14 protein-coding genes, 1 tRNA gene and 1 other RNA gene are annotated in these 12,747 nt (G+C 73.9%); 8 read left to right on the top strand and 8 right to left on the bottom strand.

What is annotated here, in order from left to right; all coding sequences use genetic code 11:
- Positions 1-24: 24 nt before the first annotated feature.
- Positions 25-1,383, top strand: coding sequence for a solute carrier family 23 protein (locus ABZ493_RS03605; RefSeq protein ID WP_430580810.1), 1,359 nt, complete (start codon positions 25-27; stop codon positions 1,381-1,383).
- 22 nt (positions 1,384-1,405) lie between these two features.
- Here the strand turns inward: ABZ493_RS03605 and ABZ493_RS03600 are convergent, their stop codons facing one another.
- Together ABZ493_RS03600 and ABZ493_RS03595 are read right to left on the bottom strand one after the other, a co-directional pair.
- Complete coding sequence (locus ABZ493_RS03600) at positions 1,406-2,044, bottom strand: LytR C-terminal domain-containing protein (protein WP_430580809.1); 639 nt, start codon at positions 2,042-2,044, stop codon at positions 1,406-1,408.
- Positions 2,045-2,105: 61 nt separating this feature from the next.
- The gene (locus ABZ493_RS03595; RefSeq protein WP_380320948.1) at positions 2,106-2,402 is read right to left on the bottom strand and encodes a type II toxin-antitoxin system VapB family antitoxin; all 297 of its coding nucleotides are present in this window, start codon (positions 2,400-2,402) and stop codon (positions 2,106-2,108) included.
- A gap of 211 nt (positions 2,403-2,613) precedes the next feature.
- Here ABZ493_RS03595 and ABZ493_RS03590 point away from each other — a divergent pair, with 211 nt between their 5' ends.
- Positions 2,614-3,918: a glycoside hydrolase family 6 protein gene (locus tag ABZ493_RS03590; RefSeq protein ID WP_430580808.1), complete on the top strand. Its 1,305-nt coding sequence runs from the start codon at positions 2,614-2,616 to the stop codon at positions 3,916-3,918.
- Between the two features lie 6 nt (positions 3,919-3,924).
- Here ABZ493_RS03590 and ABZ493_RS03585 read toward each other — a convergent pair whose 3' ends face one another.
- Entirely contained in the window at positions 3,925-4,704 is a 780-nt protein-coding gene (locus ABZ493_RS03585; protein WP_430580807.1) for a class I SAM-dependent methyltransferase, read from the bottom strand.
- Between the two features lie 147 nt (positions 4,705-4,851).
- Positions 4,852-4,936, bottom strand: a tRNA-Ser gene (locus tag ABZ493_RS03580).
- Between the two features lie 158 nt (positions 4,937-5,094).
- Here ABZ493_RS03580 and ffs point away from each other — a divergent pair.
- The 6 genes from ffs (at position 5,095) to ABZ493_RS03550 (ending at position 10,227) form a co-directional block, all read left to right on the top strand.
- Positions 5,095-5,191: signal recognition particle sRNA small type (gene ffs / locus ABZ493_RS03575), an RNA gene on the top strand.
- A gap of 411 nt (positions 5,192-5,602) precedes the next feature.
- Positions 5,603-6,496, top strand: a complete 894-nt coding sequence (locus ABZ493_RS03570; RefSeq protein WP_430580806.1) for a MetQ/NlpA family ABC transporter substrate-binding protein — start codon at positions 5,603-5,605, stop codon at positions 6,494-6,496.
- A gap of 127 nt (positions 6,497-6,623) precedes the next feature.
- A complete protein-coding gene (locus ABZ493_RS03565; RefSeq protein ID WP_430580805.1) occupies positions 6,624-7,832 on the top strand; it encodes a methionine ABC transporter ATP-binding protein in 1,209 nt (402 codons plus the stop codon).
- Entirely contained in the window at positions 7,832-8,494 is a 663-nt protein-coding gene (locus ABZ493_RS03560; protein WP_430557304.1) for a methionine ABC transporter permease, read from the top strand. The genes ABZ493_RS03565 and ABZ493_RS03560 overlap by 1 nt, the downstream gene beginning before the upstream one ends.
- Before the next feature lie 51 nt (positions 8,495-8,545).
- Positions 8,546-9,304, top strand: a complete 759-nt coding sequence (locus ABZ493_RS03555) for a hypothetical protein (RefSeq protein ID WP_430580804.1) — start codon at positions 8,546-8,548, stop codon at positions 9,302-9,304.
- Between the two features lie 53 nt (positions 9,305-9,357).
- The gene (locus ABZ493_RS03550; protein WP_430580803.1) at positions 9,358-10,227 is read left to right on the top strand and encodes a hypothetical protein; all 870 of its coding nucleotides are present in this window, start codon (positions 9,358-9,360) and stop codon (positions 10,225-10,227) included.
- A 34-nt stretch (positions 10,228-10,261) separates the two neighbouring features.
- On the opposite strand, the gene ABZ493_RS03545 is transcribed toward ABZ493_RS03550, so the two are convergent.
- The 4 genes from ABZ493_RS03545 to ABZ493_RS03530 all read right to left on the bottom strand — a co-directional run bounded on the left by ABZ493_RS03545 (position 10,262) and on the right by ABZ493_RS03530 (position 12,747).
- Positions 10,262-11,050 (bottom strand): ABC transporter permease, encoded by a 789-nt coding sequence (locus ABZ493_RS03545; RefSeq protein WP_430580802.1) that lies wholly within the window; start codon positions 11,048-11,050, stop codon positions 10,262-10,264.
- Positions 11,047-11,805: an ABC transporter ATP-binding protein gene (locus ABZ493_RS03540; RefSeq protein WP_430580801.1), complete on the bottom strand. Its 759-nt coding sequence runs from the start codon at positions 11,803-11,805 to the stop codon at positions 11,047-11,049. Before ABZ493_RS03540 ends, ABZ493_RS03545 begins: the two co-directional genes overlap by 4 nt.
- Positions 11,798-12,349 (bottom strand): TetR/AcrR family transcriptional regulator, encoded by a 552-nt coding sequence (locus ABZ493_RS03535; RefSeq protein WP_430580800.1) that lies wholly within the window; start codon positions 12,347-12,349, stop codon positions 11,798-11,800. The genes ABZ493_RS03540 and ABZ493_RS03535 overlap by 8 nt, the downstream gene beginning before the upstream one ends.
- A 221-nt stretch (positions 12,350-12,570) precedes the next feature.
- Complete coding sequence (locus ABZ493_RS03530) at positions 12,571-12,747, bottom strand: hypothetical protein (protein ID WP_430580799.1); 177 nt, start codon at positions 12,745-12,747, stop codon at positions 12,571-12,573.

Genomic DNA, 12,747 nt, shown 5'->3' with positions numbered 1-12,747 from the left:
CCCGGGCCCGACGGACGGAGCACCATGAGCCTCGGCTGGACCAAGCACGGTGACGGCAGGCACGTCGCCCCCGGCGACGTCGTCGCCCCCGACGAGCGGCTGAGCTGGCCGCGCACCATCGGCATCGGCATGCAGCACGTGGTGGCCATGTTCGGCTCCACGTTCATCGTGCCGCTGATCACGGGGTTCTCGCCCGCGACGACGCTGTTCTTCTCGGCGATCGGCACGGCGCTGTTCCTGCTGATCACGCGCAACCGGCTGCCCAGCTACCTGGGGTCGAGCTTCGCCTTCATCGCGCCGATCACGGCCGCGACGGCGTCGCACGGCGAGTCGGTGGCCGTGGGCGGCATCCTCGTCACGGGCCTCGTGCTCGCGGCGATCGGCGCCCTGGTGCACTTCGCGGGCGCGCGGTGGATCGACGTCGTCATGCCGCCGGTCGTGACGGGCACGATCGTCGCGCTCATCGGCCTCAACCTGGCCCCGGCGGCGTGGGGCACCTGCACGGAGTCCGTCGTCGACGGCGAGATCGTCCAGGCGTGCGACAGCGGGTTCCGCGCCGCGCCGCTCACGGCGACGATCACGCTCGCGGCGATCATCCTCGTCACCGTCCTGTTCAAGGGCATCGTCGGCCGCCTGTCGATCCTGGTCGGCGTGGTGATCGGCTACGTCGCCGCGCTGCTCCAGGGCCAGGTGAGCTTCGACGCGGTCCTCTCGGCCGACTGGTTCGGCTTCCCGCACTTCGTCACGCCGACGTTCGAGCCGGCGGTGCTGGGCCTCTTCGTCCCCGTGGTGCTGGTGCTCGTCGCCGAGAACGTGGGACACGTGAAGTCGGTCGCTGCGATGACGGGCAAGAACCTCGACGACGTCGCCGGCAAGGCGCTGTTCAGCGACGGCCTGGCCACTACCCTCGCGGGCGTCGGCGGCGGCTCCGGAACCACGACGTACGCCGAGAACATCGGCGTCATGGCCGCGACGCGCGTGTACTCGACGGCGGCCTACTGGGTGGCCGCGGTCACCGCGCTGCTGCTGTCGATGTCGCCCAAGTTCGGGGCGCTCATCGCCACCATCCCGGCGGGCGTGCTCGGCGGGGCGACGACGATGCTCTACGGCATGATCGGCATCCTCGGCGCGCGGATCTGGGTGCAGGGCAGGGTCGACTTCGGCAACCCGGTGAACCTCACCACGGCCGCCGTCCCGCTGATCATCGGCATCGCGAACTTCACGTTCTCGGCCGGGGACCTCACCTTCGAGGGCATCGCGATCGGCACCGCCTCCGCGCTGGTGATCTACCACGGCATGCGGGCCATCGCGCGGTGGCGCGGCACCGGCCAGGAGCCGGCCTCGCCGGCGTCGGCGCCCGCCGCCGCCGAGGCGACGGACTGACGCGCGCCCCGGGTGGTCCGGACTACTCCTTGGACTGGACCACCTGGGCGATCGGCGTGATCTCGCTGGCGGGCACGCAGCCCTCGACGTCCTTCATCGGGGTCTCGGCGTCCAGCAGCACGTCGTCCGGGTTGAGGGGCGGGCTGTACTCCTCGCCCACGAGCAGGTCGACCGTGGCGCCCTTGCGGTCGTCGAGCACGAGGCGGACGTCGGGGTACTGGGCCGCGAGGGTGTAGCCGCGGGTGATGCCCTTGGTGCCGAACCGCACCTCGGACTGCTGGATCTTGATCCCCTGCCAGTTGCCGGTGTCGACGACGTCGAAACCGCGCTCGCTGAGCGCGTCCTCGTTCGCGCCGGCCAAGGGCGAGGCGCCGTCGGCGGCGTTGTAGACCCGCACCTTGACGTCGGAGTAGGGCACGGGCAGGGCGCCGTCCGGCTGGCCCTTGACCTGGGGCAGGCAGGGCTCGGGCTGCGTCGCCTCTGCCGCGGGCGTGTAGATGGGCCGGGAGAAGGGTGAGCTGAACGCGCCCGAGTACATCGCGGCGGCCGCCAGGCCGGCGAGCAGCAGGAACGCCACGAGGAGCCCGAAGACCACGGCCTGCCGCTCGTGCTCGCGCTTGCGGCGCGTCTCGCGGACCGGGTCAGGGGCAGGTGATGTCACGCGAAGAAACTACCCGAGTTCGGGGGATCGTTCGCGGGAGCGCCACCGGTCGTGGCGGGACTCACCGGAGCACGAGCACCCGGGCGTGCAGCACGGGACGCTGCTGGAGGGCGGCCCGCACGGCGCGGTGCAGCCCGTCCTCCAGGTACAGCACGCCCTGGTACTCCACCACGTGGGCGAAGAGGTCGCCGAAGAACGTCGAGTCCTCCGCGAGCAGGTGGTCGAGGTCCAGCGTGCGCTTGGTGGTGACGAGCTCGTCGAGGCGCACCTGGCGTGGCGGCACGTCCACCCAGTCCTTGGCGGTGACGTGCCCGTGGTCGGGGTAGGGACGGCCGTCCCCCACGGCCTTGAAGATCATGGCTGCCATCGTAGGGGCGGGCCTGTGACCGGCCGCGATGTTGCCTCGCGATACGGACACGATCCCGTCACGATCCCGTCACGGACGGCGGCTGCCGGTGGGGAAGGCCCGCCCTTTTCGTGGACGCCGCCGCGTGGCAGGCTGGGACCCGCACCAGCGTGGGAGCGCTCTCATCCGGAGCGCCGGCCGGCACCGATCGAAGGAGATCGCCATGGTCCTCGGTTCCTCTCGTCGCCCCTCCGTCCCGACGGCGGCCAGGGCGGCGCTCGTCCTCGCCGCGGCTGCCGGCCTGGCCCTGAGCGGCCTCTCGGCGTCCGCGTCGCCACCCCCGCCGTCGGACCCGCAGCTGTGGGTCGACCCGGACAGCTCGACGATCGGCCACGTCGAGGAGCTCGGCCTGACGGGGGACGCGCGCGACGACGCGCTCGCGCTCGCGGGCATCCCCTCGGCGACGTGGTTCACCGGCGGCACGCCGCGCGAGGTGAAGCAGGACGTCAAGGACGTCGTCGTGCACGCCCACGCCGACAAGGCGATCCCCGTGCTGGTCGCCTACAACCTCCCGTTCCGCGACTGCGCGCAGTACTCCGCGGGCGGCGCCACGTCGCTCGCCGAGTACACGGCGTGGATCGACGGGTTCGCGCGCGGGATCGGCAACAAGCAGGCGGTCGTGATCCTCGAGCCGGACGGGCTCGGCATCATCCCCTGGTACACCACCGTCGAGGGCAACCAGGAGTGGTGCCAGCCGGCGGAGGCGGACCCGGAGACGGCCGCGGCGGAGCGGTTCGCCATGCTCAACCACGCGGTGGACACCCTGGGCGCGCTGCCGGGCACGAAGGTCTACCTCGACGCGGGCAACAGCAAGTGGCTCAACGTGGGCGACAACACCGACCGCCTCCTCAAGGCGGGCGTCGAGCGGGCGGACGGGTTCTTCCTCAACGCCTCGAACTACCAGTACACCGAGAACTCCGAGGCGTACGGGCGCTGGATCTCGTCGTGCCTCGCGCTCGTCACCGAGGTGGGCGGGGCGTTCGGCGACTGCGGGAACCAGTACTGGAACGGCGGCCCGGCGAACGGGTGGTCGGGCGTGGAGATGTCCCCGTACGGGCGGTGGTCCGCGGACGCCGTCGACCCGGCGCTGAGCACGGCGGGCGTGGACTCGCGGTACGCCGAGCAGCTCGGTGACGTGCGGCCCACGACGTCGTTCGTCGTCGACACCTCGCGCAACGGACAGGGGCCGTGGGACCCGACGACGTCCGAGAACACCTACTCCGACGCCGAGGACTGGTGCAACCCGCCCGGGCGCGGCCTGGGGGCGCGGCCCACGCTGGACACGGGCGAGCCGCTGGTCGACGCCTACCTGTGGATCAAGGTGCCCGGCGAGTCCGACGGCCAGTGCTTCCGCGGCACCGGCGGCCCGCTCGACCCGGAGCGCGGCATGGTCGACCCGCCCGCCGGGCAGTGGTTCGTGGAGCAGGCGGACGAGCTGGTCGAGCTCGCGGTGCCGGCCCTGTCCTGACCGGCGCTACCGGCGCAGCTCCACCAGGTGCCGGGCCGAGTGCGCGACGAACGGGCCGTCGGCGACGATCCGTTCGTGCAGGTCGCGCAGCTCGGTCCGGTACGCGTCGACCGTGAAGCCCGGCACCATCCACACCACCTTGCGCAGGAACCAGACGACGGCGCCGACGTCGTGGAACTCGATCCGCAGGTGCTCGGCCCGCAGGTCGACGAGCTCGAGCCCGGCGGCGCGGGCGGCGGTCACCTCGTCCTCCGGGTCGCGGCCGCGCCGGACGTCGTCGGGCTGGGGGCCGAGGAAGAACTCGACCAGCTCGAAGACGCTCGCCGGCCCGACGTGCTGCGCCAGGTACGTCCCGCCGGGACGCAGCACGCGCGCGATCTCCGCCCAGCGTGGGACGACCGGGTGCCGGCTGGTGACGAGGTCGAACGCGCCGTCGGCGAAAGGAAGCGGGGTGCCGTCCGGATGCTCGGTCGTGACGGCGTCGTCGTGCGCGACGACGGCGACCCCGAGCGGGTGCAGCAGCCTCGACGCGGCGGCGACGTTGGGCGGCCAGCCCTCGGTGGCGACGAGCAGGCGGGGGAGCGACGGCGCCGCGGCGAGCACCTCGCCGCCGCCGGTCTGCAGGTCGAGCGCGGCGTCGACCGTGCCGAGCCGCTCGTGCAGCAGCCGGGAGTAGCGCCAGCTGGGCCGCTCCTCGGTGGCGCGACCCTCCAGCCAGGTGAAGTCCCAGCCGGCCATCGGTGCGGCGTCGGCCTCGGCGACGAGCTCGTCGAACGTGCGGTCCATCCGGCCATCCTGGGACGCCGACCAGGCGGTTGCTACCGAAATAGGCCGCGACGGGAGCCGAAACCGATGGCAACCGCCTGGTCGGCGCGAGACGGGGCCCGAGACGACGAAGGGCCCGCACCGTGCGGTGCGGGCCCTTCGGTCCGGCGGAGGATGGGGGATTCGAACCCCCGAGGGCGTGAACCCAACACGCTTTCCAAGCGTGCGCCATAGGCCGCTAGGCGAATCCTCCTGGAGCGCGACCCGCATCCTGCGCGGGCAGCCCCAGAAGAATAGCCGACACCCTGCCGTGGCTCCGAATCCTGCGGGGGTGACGGCGGTCTCTACCTGTCTCCGCCGTGTCGCTGCCGCCGGTTTCGGGACGGGGCGGGGTCTCGGTTAGGCTGTCGGGCAGACCCCTCGTGCGGCACCATCTCGCCGAACTCCCCCAGGGCCGGAAGGCAGCAAGGGTAAGTGAGCTCTGGTGGGTGTGCGGGGGGTCCTTCACGTCCGGCCCGGCCCTCGCAGCGTCGCGAGAGTGCCGCGGGTCACAGAATCCACGATGCGGACGCGGAAGCGTCCGCTGAATGAGATTTCCCGGTCGCCGGCTTGGTGAACCGGGCCGCGGGTGGTCACTCTGAGGGCATGTCCCGCATCGCTCCCGCAGCCATCTCGACCGCGCGCTCCTGCCGTCGCGGCGAGATGTGCCGTGCCGCGACGACCCCGGGCCGCACGGGCACGCGCCGAATGTGCGAGCTCGGCTGACGCCTCACCGGCATCGCACCCGACGACGTCGTCGTCGCCCCTCCCCGGCCCGCCGGGGAACCCCGCTTCCCGCCGCCTCGAGCTGATGGCCGTGGCCGCCGCACCCCACCCCGCACACCGGCGCCGTACCCGGCGCCTGCCCGGAAGGACCACCATGTCCCGGAACCCCGCCCGTACCCGTCTCCTCGCCGTCACCGCGATCGCGGCCGCGACCACCGTCACCCTGTCCGCCTGCGGCGGCGGCTCCGGAAACGCCGAGGGCGACGGCACGCTCCGCATCGGCGTCGTCGGAGCGTCCGACGACAAGTGGGCCGTCTTCCAGGAGCAGGCCGAGGCCGAGGGCCTCACGATCGAGCTGGTCGACCTGCAGGACTACACGCAGGCCAACCCCTCCCTCTCGCAGGGCGAGCTGGACGCGAACCAGTTCCAGCACCTGCAGTTCCTCGCCGGCTACAACGTCGACGCCGACGACGACCTGACGCCGATCGGCGCCACCGCCGTCTACCCGCTGGGCCTGTACTCGGAGAAGCACACCTCCCTCGAGGAGATCCCCGCCGGCGGCGAGGTGGCCGTGCCGAACGACCCGACCAACCTGGCCCGCGCGCTCCTCGTGCTGCAGGAGGCCGGCCTCATCGAGCTCAAGGACGGCGGCAGCGCCGTCTCCACCGAGGCCGACGTGCTGCCCAGCTCCAAGGTCACCGTCACCCCGGTCGCCGCCGAGCAGACGCCGATCCAGCTCAAGTCGGTGGACGCGTCCATCGTCAACAACGACTTCCTCAAGGACGCCGGGCTCGACCCCGAGACCGCGCTGTTCCAGGACGACCCCGACTCCGACGCCGCCGCCCCGTACATCAACGTGTGGGTGGCGCGCGCGGAGGACAAGGACGACCCCGACCTGAAGAAGCTCGCGGAGATCTCGCACTCCGACGAGGTCGTCGCCGCCGAGCAGGAGGCCTCGGGCGACACCGCCGTCATCAAGGACAACTCGCCCGAGGAGCTGCAGGAGATCCTGTCCGGCCTCGAGGACGACATCCGCAACGCGTCCTGACCCGACGACGGCCGGGGCGCGCGGGCCAGCCCGCGCGCCCCGGCCGTCGTGCTGGGCACGATGGACCGCAGACCGGTCGCGCGGACGACGGGCAGACCAGTGAGCGCAGACCAGTGAGGACGAACAGGTGAGCGACAACACGGACGGACCGGCCCCCGGGACGCCGGCGATCGAGCTGCGCGGGGTGTCGAAGACGTTCGGCGAGGGCGACCGCGCGGTGCGCGCCGTCGACGACGTGTCCCTCACCGTCCGCGCGGGCGAGATCTTCGGGGTCATTGGCTACTCCGGCGCGGGCAAGTCCACGCTGGTGCGCCTCGTCAACGCGCTGGAGACCGTCACCGCGGGCTCCGTGCTCGTCGAGGGCACCGACCTCACCGGGCTGCCTGAGCGCAAGATCCGCGGGATCCGCGCGCGCATCGGCATGATCTTCCAGCAGTTCAACCTGCTGAGCTCGCGCACCGTCGCGGGCAACGTCGCCTACCCGCTCAAGGTGGCGCGCTGGCCCAAGGAGAAGCGTGCGGCCCGCGTGGCCGAGCTGCTCGAGTTCGTCGGCCTGTCCGACAAGGCGCGCGCCTACCCGCGCCAGCTCTCCGGCGGGCAGAAGCAGCGCGTGGGCATCGCCCGCGCCCTCGCGACGTCGCCCACCATCCTGCTCGCCGACGAGGCGACGTCCGCCCTCGACCCCGAGACCACGCGCGACGTGCTCGCCCTGCTGCGCCGCGTCAACGCTGAGCTCGGCCTCACCATCGTCGTCATCACGCACGAGATGGACGTCGTGCGCTCGCTCTGCGACCGCGTCGCCGTCATGGAGCACGGCAAGGTCGTCGAGGTCGGCGACGTGTACGACGTCTTCTCCGCCCCGAGCGCCGACGCCGCCCAGCGGTTCGTCGGCACGTCCATGCACGACCGGCCCTCGCCCGACGCGCTCGCCCGGCTGCGCGAGCGGCACCCCGGCCGCCTCGTCACCGTGGGCGTGCGGGAGGGCGCGAGCTCCGGCACCGAGCTCTTCCGCCTGCTGCGCGAGCACGAGGTGGACGGCTCCGTCGTCTTCGGCGGCATCAGCGAGGTCGGCCAGCGGCCGTTCGGCTCGCTCACCGTCGAGCTCGTCGCCCCCGACGACCGCATCGCGACCTTCCTCGCGGCCCTGCGCGAGCACGCCGACGTCGTCGACCTCGGCACGGCCGCACGGCCCGCCGACGACCCGCGCGCCGTGCGGGCCGAGCATGACCCGCAGGGCGAGCGACCCGATCCCGGCGACGACCTGGGCGACCCGTACGGGGCCGCCCGTGACGCCGTCCTGCGGGGCGACAACCTGCGCAACTTCGGAGGCGCCTGATGAACCGCGACTGGTCCACCCTGTGGCCGCTGCTGTGGGAGGCGTTCGGCCAGACCTTGCAGATGGTCACGATCGCGCTGCTCACCGGCGGCATCGCCGGCCTGGCGCTGGGGCTCGCGCTCTACGTGACCCGGCCGGGCAACCTGCTGGCCAACAAGGCCGTGTTCGGCGTCCTCAACGTCGTCGTCAACATCGTGCGCCCGATCCCGTTCATCATCTTCGTGACGCTGCTCGGGCCGGTGACGCTGCAGGTGGTCGGCACGACGCTCGGCACCGAGGCGTTCATCTTCCCGCTGTCGGTCATGACGGCGTTCGGCACGTCGCGCATCGTCGAGCAGAACCTCGTGGGGATCGACCCCGGCGTCGTGGAGGCGGCCCGCGCGATGGGGGCGTCGTCGTGGCGCATCATCACGACCGTGCTCGTGCCCGAGGCGCTCGCCCCGCTGATCCTCGGCTACACCTTCCTGTTCATCGCCGTGCTCGACATGTCCGCGATCGCGGGCCTCATCGGCGGCGGCGGGCTCGGTGACTTCGCCCTGCGGTACGGCTACCAGCGCTACAACTGGATGGTCGTGCTGGTCACCGTCGCGGTGATCATCGTCATCGTGCAGGTCGTGCAGTGGGTGGGGAACCGCCTGGCGCGCAAGGTCCTGCACCGCTGACCTGGCCTCCCGGCCCTGGCGCGACGCCGGTGCGCACGGCATGATCCGGGCGTGGACATCGACGGCGGGACCGACGACGCGCCGGTCCGCCGCCGCGGGGTCCGGCGGGTCGTGGCGGCGCTGGTGGTGGCGGCGCTCGTCCTGCCCGCCGCGGCGCTGACCCTCCAGGCCGTCCCGGTCGACGGCGCGCGGATGGCCGACGACCTGGCGGACGAGGTCGCGGACCGGCTCGCCGCCGACCTCAACGACGTCCGCGACCCGTCCGGCGCGCCCCTCGACGCCACCCGCCTCGCCGCGCACGTCGTCGACGTCGCGCCGTCGGGCCCCGCCGCGGACGGCGTCACGTACGCCGTCTGGCCGGACGGCTGGAGCGACGACGGCGGGACGACCGTCGACGTGAGCGTCCGCGTCGACGTGGCCGCCGACCCGTCGACCGGGATGCTCGGCAGGGCGCGCGCGGCCGGGTCTGCCACGTCGTGCTGGCACTTCGTGGTGCGCCCCGGGCGGGAGCGCGCCGACCGGGACGAGCGGGACTGTGCGGTCGAGGGGGAGGGCCAGATCATCGTCACGCTCGGCGACCCGCCGCCGGCGTCGTCCTTCGGCGTGTACGACGACGACGCCGTCGCCCAGGCGCTCCATCGCTCCGGCCGCGACCTGGTCGTCGCGGTCGGCACGCCCGGGACCGCGGACTGCGTCGTCGCGGTGCGCCCCGACGGTGCCCCGGTGTGGGAGCTGTCCGGCATCGACCCGGCCGCGGTCGAGCCGGGTGGGCCCGGCTGCGTGCCCGAGCTGTACACCGCCCGGGACTGACCAGATCCGCGCGACCCCTGGTGCGCGAGCGGTCCGACCGGCATGATCCGGGCATGCTCTTCGACGAGGAGGCCGAGGACCGCCGACACCCGCCGCCGAGCATCCTGGCGCGCGTCGTGCTGGGGATCGTCCTGACGGTGGTGGCCGTCCTCGTGCTGCTGGTCGTGCTGGGCGCGTGGTGGGCCCACGACCTCACCACGCCGGACGACGGGGACGGGTACGCCCAGGAGCTCGTCGAACGGACCGCGATCGGGATCGCCGACGACGTGGAGGGGCACTTCGCCGAGCCGCTGGACGCGGAGACGCTCGCACAGCGCGCGGTGCAGGACCCGCGGCTGGCCGGGGGACCGGCCGCCCGGTACGACGTCCAGGTCCTCGGTTGGCAGGGGGCGTCGGGAGACCCGGACGGCGCGCGGGTCGACCTGTCGATCGCCGTCGACGTGGACGGATCGTCGAGCGACGCGATCTTCGGCGACAGCCGCTCGGCCGGGCAGGCGACGTCGTGCTGGCACCTCCTGGTGCGGGCCCACGAGTACGACGACACCGCGGACCTCGAGGAGTTCCGGTGCCCGGACGACATGGTGGCGGCGACCCCTGACCCCACGCCCCTGCCGTCCCTCGGCCCGGACGCGGGGCAGGAGCTGCTCGCCGTCGTCGACGGCCTGTCCGAGGGCGCCTCCGCCGACGACGCCGAGCGGGCCGTGCGCGGGGCGTTCCCGGCGTTCGTCGACGTGCGCACCGAGCGCGAGGGGGACCAGCTCGTGGCCACCGCGGGTGTCGTGCGGTCGCGGGACTGCGTCGTCGCCGTGCGCCCGGACGGCGAACCGGCGTGGCAGTTCTCCGACTTCCGCCGGATCCAGCTCGAGCCGGGGGAGGGCGGCTGCACCCCGGGCCTCTACCTGCGGCCGGTCATGACGCACTGACGCCCGCCCGGCCGCCCATCTGCTGAAAGGTCGGTCACACGCCGGTCAGGCGCCGCCACTGCGCGACGACGAGCACCGCGGCGGCGGGGGCGACGGCCGCGGTCAGCGCGAGCGCGCCGACGCCCACCTCGGCCGCCGCGCCCGGGCCGCCGGTGCCCGTCCACAGGGACGGGACGGCGTAGGGGAACCACGCGCCCGCCCCGACCAGCACGACGACCTGCGTCAGCGCGACGACGCCGATCAGCGCCCCGACGGTGGCGAGCGCGCTGCGGGTCGCGGTGGCGACGGCGGCGAACGGCAGCACGAGGCCGGCGCCCAGCAGGCCGGCCGCGAGGGCCCGTGCGGCCGCCTCCCACGCCTCCGGGCCGAACGGCGCGGACACCGACGCCGCGGCGGCGGCCGACGCCCCGACGGTCAGCGCGACCGCGGCGACCACGCACGCGGCGACCCAGCCGAGCACCACGAGCACCCGCGCGAGCGCCAGCGTGCCGCGCGGCGTCGCGAGGCCGAACCAGGCGCCCGCGCGGCCGTCCGCGAGGGGCTGGCCGAACGTCGCCGCGACCGCGAACCCGCCGGCCATGAGGACGGCGACCGAGAGGATCTGGCCGGCCACCACGAGGTGCGTCGTCGCGAGGTCGCCGGCGGCGTAGTCGGCCAGCTTGGCCGCGCCCGCCCCGGCGACGGCGCCGGACCGGGCGAGCGCCGTCATCCCGACCGACGCGAGCGGCACCAGGGCGATCAGCAGCGGCGTCGCGAGGCGTTGCACCGTCGAGCGGCGCCAGCCGAGGGCCTCGACGCGCAGCGCGGTGCCCAGCGCGCTCATGCTGCACCCCCCGTCGCGCTCCCGGCTCCCGCTGTGTCCGCGGCGAGGACCAGGTCGAAGAACCGTCGCTCGAGCTCGCTCCCGCCCGGGTCGAGGGCCCCGACGACGCGGCCGGCGTGCACGACGAGCACGCGGTCGGCGACGCGCGCCACCTCGTCGAGGTGGTGGCTGGAGACGAGGACGGCGGCGCCGGCCGACGCCCGCTGCTGCACCAGCTCGCGCACGAGCACGACGCCGCGCGGGTCGAGCGCCGACGTGGGCTCGTCGAGGACGAGCACCTCGGGGGAGTGCACGACGGCGCAGGCCACCCCGAGCCGCTGGGCGTTGCCGAGGGAGAGCGTGCGGGCGCGCGCGTGCGCCCAGGTGGTGAGGTCGAGCCGGTCGGCGACCGCGGCCGCCGCGCTCTCGACGGCGCCGCGCGGCAGGCCGTGCAGCTGGGCCGCGACGCGGAGGTTCTCGGTGACGGTGAGGGCGGGGTCCACGAGGGGCGCGCCCACGACGTGGCCGAACCGCCGTGCGGCCCCGACCGGGAGGCGTGCCGGGTCGTGACCGAGCACCCGGGCTGCGCCCGCCGTCGGGCGCAGCCGGCCCGTGACCACCCGGAGCGCCGTGGTCTTCCCGGCGCCGTTGAGGCCGATCATCGCGACGACCTCGCCCGGGGCCACGGCCAGGGACACCCCGGACAGTGCCTCGCGGGCGCCGTGGCGGCCGGTGAACGTGTGCCGGACGTCGTCCAGCAGCAGGGGGTCAGGCATCGAGCACCTCCAGAGCGCGGGCGACGGTGCCGGCGAGCGGGACTCTCGCGTCGGTGCGCGCGAGCAGCGCGGCGGTGCAGGCGCCGAGGCAGGCGGCGGCGGCGACGGTCGCGTCGAGGCGCGGGACGCCGTCGGCGACGAGGCGGTCCGCGATCGCGCGCTCGGTCGTGGCGGTCGCGAGGACGACGGCGGCGCGGAGGCGCGGGTTCGCGGCGACCACGGCGACCCGTCGGAGCGCCGTGGTGTCGTCGGCCGGCGCGACGTCGCCGAGCGCGGCCAGCATGCCCCTGCGGACGCGCTCGAACGGAGGGAGGTCGCGGGGCTGCGCGCCCACGGCGTCCGCGATCAGCGGGTCGTAGGGGTCGCTGACCACGACGGCGTCCTTGGTCGGGAAGTGGCGGAAGAACGTCATCTGCGTGACGCCCGCGGCGGCGGCGACCTGCGTCGTCGTGGTCGCGTCGTAGCCCTGCCGCTCGAAGAGGTCGAGCGCGGCGTCGACGATGCGGCCCCGCGTGCGCTGCGCGCGGGGCGAGGTAGGGGGCACCCGGCCACCGTAGCTCGAATGTGAGTCACTCACATTTGGCGTCCGGAGGCCGTGGTCAGGGCCAGGCCGGTGTCCCCCTGCTGCACCTGGATGGTCGTGCTGGTCGCCGTCGCGGTGATCATCGTCATCGTGCAGGTCGTGCCGTGGGTCGGGAACCGGCCGGCGCGCAAGGCGCTGCACCGCTGAGCGGGTCTGCGGCCTGGTGGCGCCTCGGCGCGGGGTCAGTCGCGTCGCAGGAGCTCGATGTCCTCCTTGGCGACCGCGAAGGTCACCTCGCCGGTCTCGACGTCGACGCTGGCGACCAGCGGGACCTTCCGGGTCACCCGTTTGCCGGAGGAGACGGCGACCCGGTACGAGGACGCGGCGTAGACGTCGAGACCTTCGATGCGCTCTGTCAT

This window comes from Isoptericola sp. NPDC019482 (assembly GCF_040632295.1).
In the GTDB taxonomy this organism is placed as follows: Bacteria; Actinomycetota; Actinomycetes; order Actinomycetales; family Cellulomonadaceae; genus Isoptericola.
Note: the sequence above shows the minus strand (reverse complement) of the source record. Positions and strands in the feature narration are given on the sequence as shown.